Source organism: Xenorhabdus bovienii, from assembly GCF_024721015.1.
Taxonomy (GTDB): Bacteria; Pseudomonadota; Gammaproteobacteria; order Enterobacterales; family Enterobacteriaceae; genus Xenorhabdus; species Xenorhabdus bovienii.
The window spans coordinates 1-6,699 of sequence record NZ_JANAIF010000110.1; the positions used below are offsets into that span (position 1 = coordinate 1).

Consider the following 6,699-nt stretch of genomic DNA (forward strand, 5'->3'; position numbering starts at 1 on the left):
CGATTTTGTTTTCTTTAGCAAAAACTTTGATCGTGCCTCAGGCACTTTAGTTCCCTTCTTAAGCAAATCTCAGGTTATATAGTTTTATATGTGATCTTTTATTGATATCAAATAAACTATTCTTCACCTACAAAATAGATATCAAATGAGCTTTCTAATCCCAAATCGGACATTATTTTCATTTGCTCGGGCCATAATGTGGGACCTCCGTGCCATGCAATAGAACGCCAAACACAATCAATTCTCATTGTTACTTTATCTGTATTTTGTAATTGCTTTAATCCTTCAGAAGATTTAGATATTTTATTTAAAAGCCAATCTAAATGATCTCTAATATCTTTTGAATTTACATAATTTTCTGAAGATAAAAGCCAACCAGCTATTTTTATTTCTCTTGTTCGCCCTGAACTACTTATAATTTTTGTACCTACTATATTTTTTTTTAGTAGGTTCTAACTGTAATAAAGAACTTACTTCATCCGGATGAATATGTTCAGGATAAATCATTAACTTAGCATAACACTCATCACAAGTAGGATAATCAGGATTTACGGGAGTTTCTCTAGATTTAATAGTCATTTTATATAATCACCTAATCAGGACTTTTAGCGAACGTGAATAGTCTGTTTGGAAGCTCTATTTATTGAATATGACCGTAAATCTAATAGGTTATGAGTCTGACAACTCATAACCTTAAGTGAATTTCAACGATGACATAAAAAAGAAATAAAATTATCTCATCGTCACAAATTCTTCCGCTGCCGTCGGATGGATCGCCACAGTATTATCAAAATCCTTCTTCGTTGCGCCCATTTTCAGCGCAACCGCAAAACCTTGCAGGATTTCATCCATACCAAAGCCGATACCGTGAATACCAACAATCTTCTCATCCGCTCCCGTACAAACTAATTTCATCCGACATGGCTGGCGATGTTGTGTCACGGCAGTATACATCGCAGTAAATGACGAAGTATAAACCTTAACCTGATCATCACCATACTGTTCCTTTGCCTGCGGTTCTGTCAAACCTACCGTACCGATTGGCGGGTGACTGAATACCACCGTTGGCACATTGGTGTAATCCAGATGCTCTTCCGGCTTGTTATTAAACAGACGCTCCGACAAGCGACGACCTGCCGCAATTGCCACCGGTGTCAATTCCACTGCCCCCGTGTTATCGCCTACCGCATATACGCCTTTGACATTGGTATTCTGATATTTATCGACTGGGATATAACCTTTCTCATTCAACTCAACACCAGTGACTGCCAGATTCAGATTATCTGTCATCGGCTCGCGACCAATCGCCCAGATCAGCGTATCAACCGTCTGCTCTCTGCCATCCTGCAATTGCAGCGTCAGGCTGCCATCAGCATGTTTAATCACGGCTTTTAATAACGCTTCTGTATGCAGTGTCGGCCCTTCATTTTTGATGACTTCCAGCAAGGTCTCGACAATCAGCGGATCGAAAGAACGCAGCGGCGCATGTTTGCGCACAAACAGATGCGTTTCACTGCCCAGCGCCTTCAAAACACCAGCAATTTCCACAGCGATGTAACCCGCACCTACCACAGCAACACGCTTTGGCATTTCATCCAGTTCAAAGAAACCATCAGAATCAATACCATATTCCGCTCCCGGAATCGCTGGACGCACCGGACGCCCACCCGTAGCAATCAGGATATGGTCAGCGGTAATTTTTTCTCCATTGACCTCGACTGTATGTGCATCAACAAAACGGGCAAATCCCTGAATAACATCGACCTTATTATTGCCCAGCACACGCTCATAGGACTGATGAATACGATCAATGTAAGCCGTACGACTGGCAATCAATGTCTTCCAGTCAAAACGATTTACCGTGGTATCAAAACCATAATCAGGACCATATTGATGAATAGATTCCGCAATCTGGGCGGCATGCCACATCACTTTCTTTGGTACACAGCCCACATTCACACATGTTCCGCCTAGCGCTTTCGCTTCAATCAGCGCGCACTTCTGCCCATACATGGCAGCACGGTTCATGGAGGCAATACCACCGCTGCCACCACCAATTGCAATATAATCGTAATGTTTACTCATCTTAGGTCACTTCCGTCTAATCAATTAACTTACAAGTACAAGCTAAAGTTCAATCTGGCGTCTATTATGACAAAAAGTTATCACCGACTCTGGATGGTTCTGGCTTTCATTACTATAGGCCACAACTATTTGGTGATAATGCCGTTTTGGACGGACGTCTATTCAGGCACCACCCATGCCACAGAGGTATGCCCGATTCCTTCAGGAACCAGTACTTGATGCAGCCATGGCAATACCGCCTTCATCTGCTGCCCCAGCTTCCACGGCGGGTTAATGACGATCATACCGGACGCCGTCATGCCACGTTGATCACTATCAGGACGTACCCCAAGCTCGATCTGTAAAACATTGCGAATGCCCGTTGCTTCCAGATCCTTGAGCATACGTTTAATTTGCTGACGCAGTACAACCGGATACCACAGCGCGTAAGTGCCGGTCGCAAAGCGCTTATATCCTTCCAAAATACCTTTGACGACATTCTGGTAGTCAGATTTCAATTCATAAGGGGGGTCAATCAGCACAAACCCGCGGCGACTTCTGGGCGGTAGTTTTGATTTTAGCTGCTGATAACCATCTTCCCGCAGGAGGCGAACACGTTCATCACGGGAAAATTCACTGCGTAACAAAGGAAAATCACTGGAATGCAATTCACTCAAGTTAAGCTCGTCATATTCCCGCAATAAATGGCGGGCAATCAGCGGAGAACCTGGGTAATAACGCAGAACACCATGCGGATTCAGCGCCTTTACCGCGCCCATATACGCCGTCAATTCCTCGGGAATATCATCACGCTGCCAGATACGGGCAATACCTTCCAGATACTCCCCTGTACGCTCGGCATGTTCCCCGCTCAACTGATAACGGCCGGCGCCTGCATGGGTATCCAAATACAGGAAAGGTTTCTCTTTTCCCTTCATTGACTCAATGATCAGGCTTTGCACAATGTGCTTCAGCACATCCGCGTGGTTGCCGACATGGAAACTGTGACGATAACTTAGCATTCGATTTTTAAACCCCAGTACAGAATATTGATAACTTGTCTGATGTCTTATCAGACAATTGAGGAGGCATTATAGCCCCATTCTTGCCAAAAAAGATAAAAGCCTCCATTTCCCTCCTATCAGTTGTAGCCTCAGTTGAATTTTCAGGATCAAATCAAGATCTGTGTATAAAATTTTGGATAGGTCCCTAAAATAACCCCAGGAATGATTCATGATGTCGAAAACTATGATCTTATCTGCATTGATCGTTTTCAGTATGAGTGTTGCCTATGCAAGCCAAGAGAAGACGGGATGTGAAATAAAGAAAAAAACATTGAAGAAGCAACTTGAATACGCACAGGCAGATGGAGATAAACGCCTGATTGCAGGATTGACGCGCACTTTAGAAAGTATAAAGGCCACTTGTGAACTGGAAAAACGCTTAAAATATCAACAGCACAACCCAGAGCCGACAAAAGACAGACTTAAAAAAATGCAGACCAAGAATAAATAGCAGACCTGCACCAGAACACCTATCAACCAATAGCTAGGGTATAACTACAAGCTTCTTCCCCTGACTTGCTGTGCATTAGAAGGGGAGATTTTGTAATAAACTTTATCGCCCATAAATGGCTTATTTTCAATTTCCACCGAAAGGATCGAGTTATCTCTGGAAATCGCATAATAGATAAAATTATTTCCTTTTACATCATAAGGATAATTAAAATCAGGTTTAAGAAATTTTTTCTCGTAAGACTCTGCATGGGGGTAATATTCATCCGAATAAATCACCTTCTGATTTTTAACAAAAATAATTTTATAAAAAAGACTGGCTTTCCCCGTAAATGCCGCACCGATGATATATTCAATATCCTCACGACCCATCCCTTTATTGATGATATACATTTTATCCCAATCAAAAGACGTGATTTTATTCATATCGATCAAACAGGTCGTATTCTTCTGACAATGTTTATCAACATAACCAATAAGACTCAACTTACTGTTATTAAAAGATAAAAATACAATGGCAATTCCCAATATTAACGCAAATACGATAATAATATTCTTGTTGGCGACATGGACAAACATCATTCCCCCTTCATAATCAAATTTGATATGAGAAAACGGTTTTTGGAGTTTTACCCTTGGCAATCAACTCATTACTATTAAAGCTATAACATCGGTCTTATCACTATTGCTCATGTTGTGATATTGATATACCCAATTTGAAAGAGTCCCCCTCTGCTTTCAATCAGCAGCCTGATCTTTTGGAGTTTACAATATGCCATGAGGACATATCTTGATTTGTGGATAAGTTACCACATCACTTACAAGCAACTGTTTTACAATTGCTATTTGATCTTTTAAGTGCAGTTTACAAGATAAAAAAATTCAACCTCTCTTTATTCTTCCTGCATTTAAAGAACGCTATCATCGGTGCTCTATACAGCGAAAAAGTATAGTAATTGTACTAGCAATTTCTTTTGTTACAAATAGGAAAATATGGTAAGCAAATAATAAATGAAATAAATCACCGCTAATGTGAAAGGGTGATAGTTTGAGAGGGATCAGAAGACTTAATTTGTTATGGGAGAAATGCGGGATAAATAGAAAAAACGGATAGAAATACTGGCTATTTATACATGCCAGTATGGTTTTTACGTATGTTCTTATCTGAAAAATGGTTATCTTCTGGCGATGAACGTTCATCTTTCATTTGTTGTTCATTGGCGGGAGAAACTCAGGGCACGAGCATACTTTTTTAACAGCTATTGAATAAGAAGTAATGACATGATCTAATTAACCTTATTTCTCTTCTAATCGCTCCCCTATGACCCTAATTGAACATTTATCTGTTGTTAAAGAAACGCGCTCTGATATCAATCGTCAGTATGATATGATTGATGTGATCTTCCTTGTCGTCAGCGCCATTATGGCCTGTCTTTCCTACACAAATATTTTAACCCGCCCCCTTCGTTATTGAACTTTTACCTCATAGATTGATCCCAATAAAAAACACGACTTGAGGTAATCTTTATGTTTTCAACCTGCGCCGAACAATAGGCAAGTGACACGTTTCAACACGCGGAATTAGGTGATAAACGCCGTACCAACCGCCTGGTGAAAGTGGCCTGTTCGTTGGCTAACCATATAGGACAATCGCTTGTGCAAGCTCTTGACTCTCCTGCCGATGTTGAAGCGGCCTACCGACTGACCCGAAATTCCGCCATTGCGCCTCAGGCCATCGCCGAAGCCGGATTTACCGCCACCGTCGCTCACGCTCAACGTTATCATTGCCTGTTAGCGCTGGAAGACACGACAACCCTGTCATTTTCCCATGCGTCGGTCGCCGATGAACTCGGTTATACCACCTCGAAGAAAAAATCCCGGGGCATGCAGGCACACTCGGTGTTGTTATTTGCACCTGAAGAACAACAGGTCGTGGGGTTGATAGAGCAACAGCGCTGGTGCCGAGATGTCAGTGATTATGGCAAAAGCCTACAACGCGACACACGCCCTTATGAAGGGAAAGAGAGTTATAAGTGGGAACGGGCCTCACAAGCCGTCGACAGCCGGTTAGGGGAGCAGATGGCCAACGTGATTTCTGTCTGTGACCGTGAAGCCGATATCATCGAATATCTGCGTTATAAAACGAGCCAAAAACAACGTTTCGTTATCCGTTCGATGCAAAGCCGGCGTATTGAGGAAAGTCAGGATAGACTTTATGACTTTATCAGCCAGTTACAGAGTGCTGGAGCACGGTTAGTTCAGGTCAGACAGAAAGGCGGGCGTCAGGCGCGTGTCGCGGATTGTGATATCAGTTATGCCGAAGTGACGTTGAAAATCCCCGAAGGAAAAAGCGGTGAAGCGGTGCGGATATTTTATGTCGGTTGCTACGAAAAAGGTACGGAGGATGGGCTTTGCTGGCATCTTCTGACCTCCGAACCCGTCAACAGTCAGGAAGAGGCCCATAAAATATTCAGTTATTACGAGCGCCGCTGGCTGATAGAAGAATTTCACAAAGCATGGAAAACGGGCGGCACGCAGGTAGAAGCGCTGCGTATGCAAAGCAAAGATAATCTGGAGCGCATGATAGTGCTGCTGGCCTTTATTGCGGTACGGATACACCAGCTCCGTTTTATGGGTCTGAACAAAGAAGAGGCAGAGAAAGAGAGCGGTGAGACAGTATTAAGCCCCCTGGCGTGGAAATTACTGTGGTCAAAACAAGAAAAACGGCGTCCGCCGAAAAAAGCCCCGAGTTTGCATTGGGCCTTCATCAATCTGGGAAAACTGGCCGGCTGGTACGATTCCAAACGCATGGGTCGAGTCGGACGGGAACGACTTTGGGAAGGTTGGTTTCGGCTGCAAACCCTGATAGACGGCTATTTGCTGGCTAAATCGGTTGATTTGGAGATCTGATCAAGAGACAGGCCGTGCCCCCGCCGCCGCCCAATAACTGGCTGGCTTTCTGCAGGGCCTTGCTGGCCGCATGCTGGCCGCCCGCCGCCCGTTCAACCAGTCCCTGCCCGCCCGACGTGATCGGGCCGGCAATGCCCTGAATGGACGGCAGACGTGGGGTACCGGCACCGCCTAATCCCCCCAACACGCCCGCCGCCTGTTTTGCCATGTT

At 43.8% G+C, this 6,699-nt stretch carries 7 protein-coding genes and 1 pseudogene; 2 read left to right on the plus strand and 6 right to left on the minus strand.

Going from position 1 to position 6,699, the window contains the following annotated elements:
• Positions 1–116 precede the first annotated feature (116 nt).
• From NXS07_RS17945 to NXS07_RS17960, 4 genes are all read right to left on the minus strand, one after another.
• A complete protein-coding gene (locus tag NXS07_RS17945; protein ID WP_308686637.1) occupies positions 117–434 on the minus strand; it encodes a DUF4279 domain-containing protein in 318 nt (105 codons plus the stop codon).
• Entirely contained in the window at positions 409–579 is a 171-nt protein-coding gene (locus NXS07_RS17950; protein ID WP_258087319.1) for a DUF4279 domain-containing protein, read from the minus strand. The genes NXS07_RS17945 and NXS07_RS17950 overlap by 26 nt, the downstream gene beginning before the upstream one ends.
• Before the next feature lie 153 nt (positions 580–732).
• The gene (gorA, locus tag NXS07_RS17955; protein WP_038209038.1) at positions 733–2,085 is read right to left on the minus strand and encodes a glutathione-disulfide reductase; all 1,353 of its coding nucleotides are present in this window, start codon (positions 2,083–2,085) and stop codon (positions 733–735) included.
• 158 nt (positions 2,086–2,243) lie between these two features.
• Positions 2,244–3,086 carry a 23S rRNA (adenine(2030)-N(6))-methyltransferase RlmJ gene (locus NXS07_RS17960; protein WP_258087320.1) on the minus strand — a complete coding sequence of 281 codons (843 nt, stop codon included), beginning with the start codon at positions 3,084–3,086 and terminating at the stop codon, positions 2,244–2,246.
• A gap of 211 nt (positions 3,087–3,297) precedes the next feature.
• On the opposite strand from NXS07_RS17960, the gene NXS07_RS17965 reads away from it, so the two are divergent.
• The gene (locus NXS07_RS17965; protein WP_080717793.1) at positions 3,298–3,579 is read left to right on the plus strand and encodes a DUF1090 family protein; all 282 of its coding nucleotides are present in this window, start codon (positions 3,298–3,300) and stop codon (positions 3,577–3,579) included.
• Between the two features lie 44 nt (positions 3,580–3,623).
• Here the strand turns inward: NXS07_RS17965 and NXS07_RS17970 are convergent, their stop codons facing one another.
• Positions 3,624–4,220 carry a hypothetical protein gene (locus NXS07_RS17970; RefSeq protein ID WP_242425231.1) on the minus strand — a complete coding sequence of 199 codons (597 nt, stop codon included), beginning with the start codon at positions 4,218–4,220 and terminating at the stop codon, positions 3,624–3,626.
• A gap of 885 nt (positions 4,221–5,105) precedes the next feature.
• Between NXS07_RS17970 and NXS07_RS17975 the strand changes: the two are divergent.
• A pseudogene (locus NXS07_RS17975) lies at positions 5,106–6,488 on the plus strand (IS4 family transposase).
• Here NXS07_RS17975 and NXS07_RS17980 read toward each other — a convergent pair.
• On the minus strand, positions 6,463–6,699 hold a 237-nt coding region (locus NXS07_RS17980), incomplete at its 5' end, for a hypothetical protein (protein ID WP_258087321.1). The pseudogene NXS07_RS17975 and the gene NXS07_RS17980 sit on opposite strands and share 26 nt — an antisense overlap.

Excerpts from the sequence above, each read along its gene's own strand:
- NXS07_RS17950 (WP_258087319.1), bottom strand. The coding sequence starts at position 579 with ATGACTATTAAATCTAGAGAAACTCCCGTAAATCCTGATTATCCTACT.
- gorA (WP_038209038.1), bottom strand. The coding sequence starts at position 2,085 with ATGAGTAAACATTACGATTATATTGCAATTGGTGGTGGCAGCGGTGGT.
- NXS07_RS17960 (WP_258087320.1), bottom strand. The coding sequence starts at position 3,086 with ATGCTAAGTTATCGTCACAGTTTCCATGTCGGCAACCACGCGGATGTG.
- NXS07_RS17965 (WP_080717793.1), top strand. The coding sequence starts at position 3,298 with ATGATGTCGAAAACTATGATCTTATCTGCATTGATCGTTTTCAGTATG.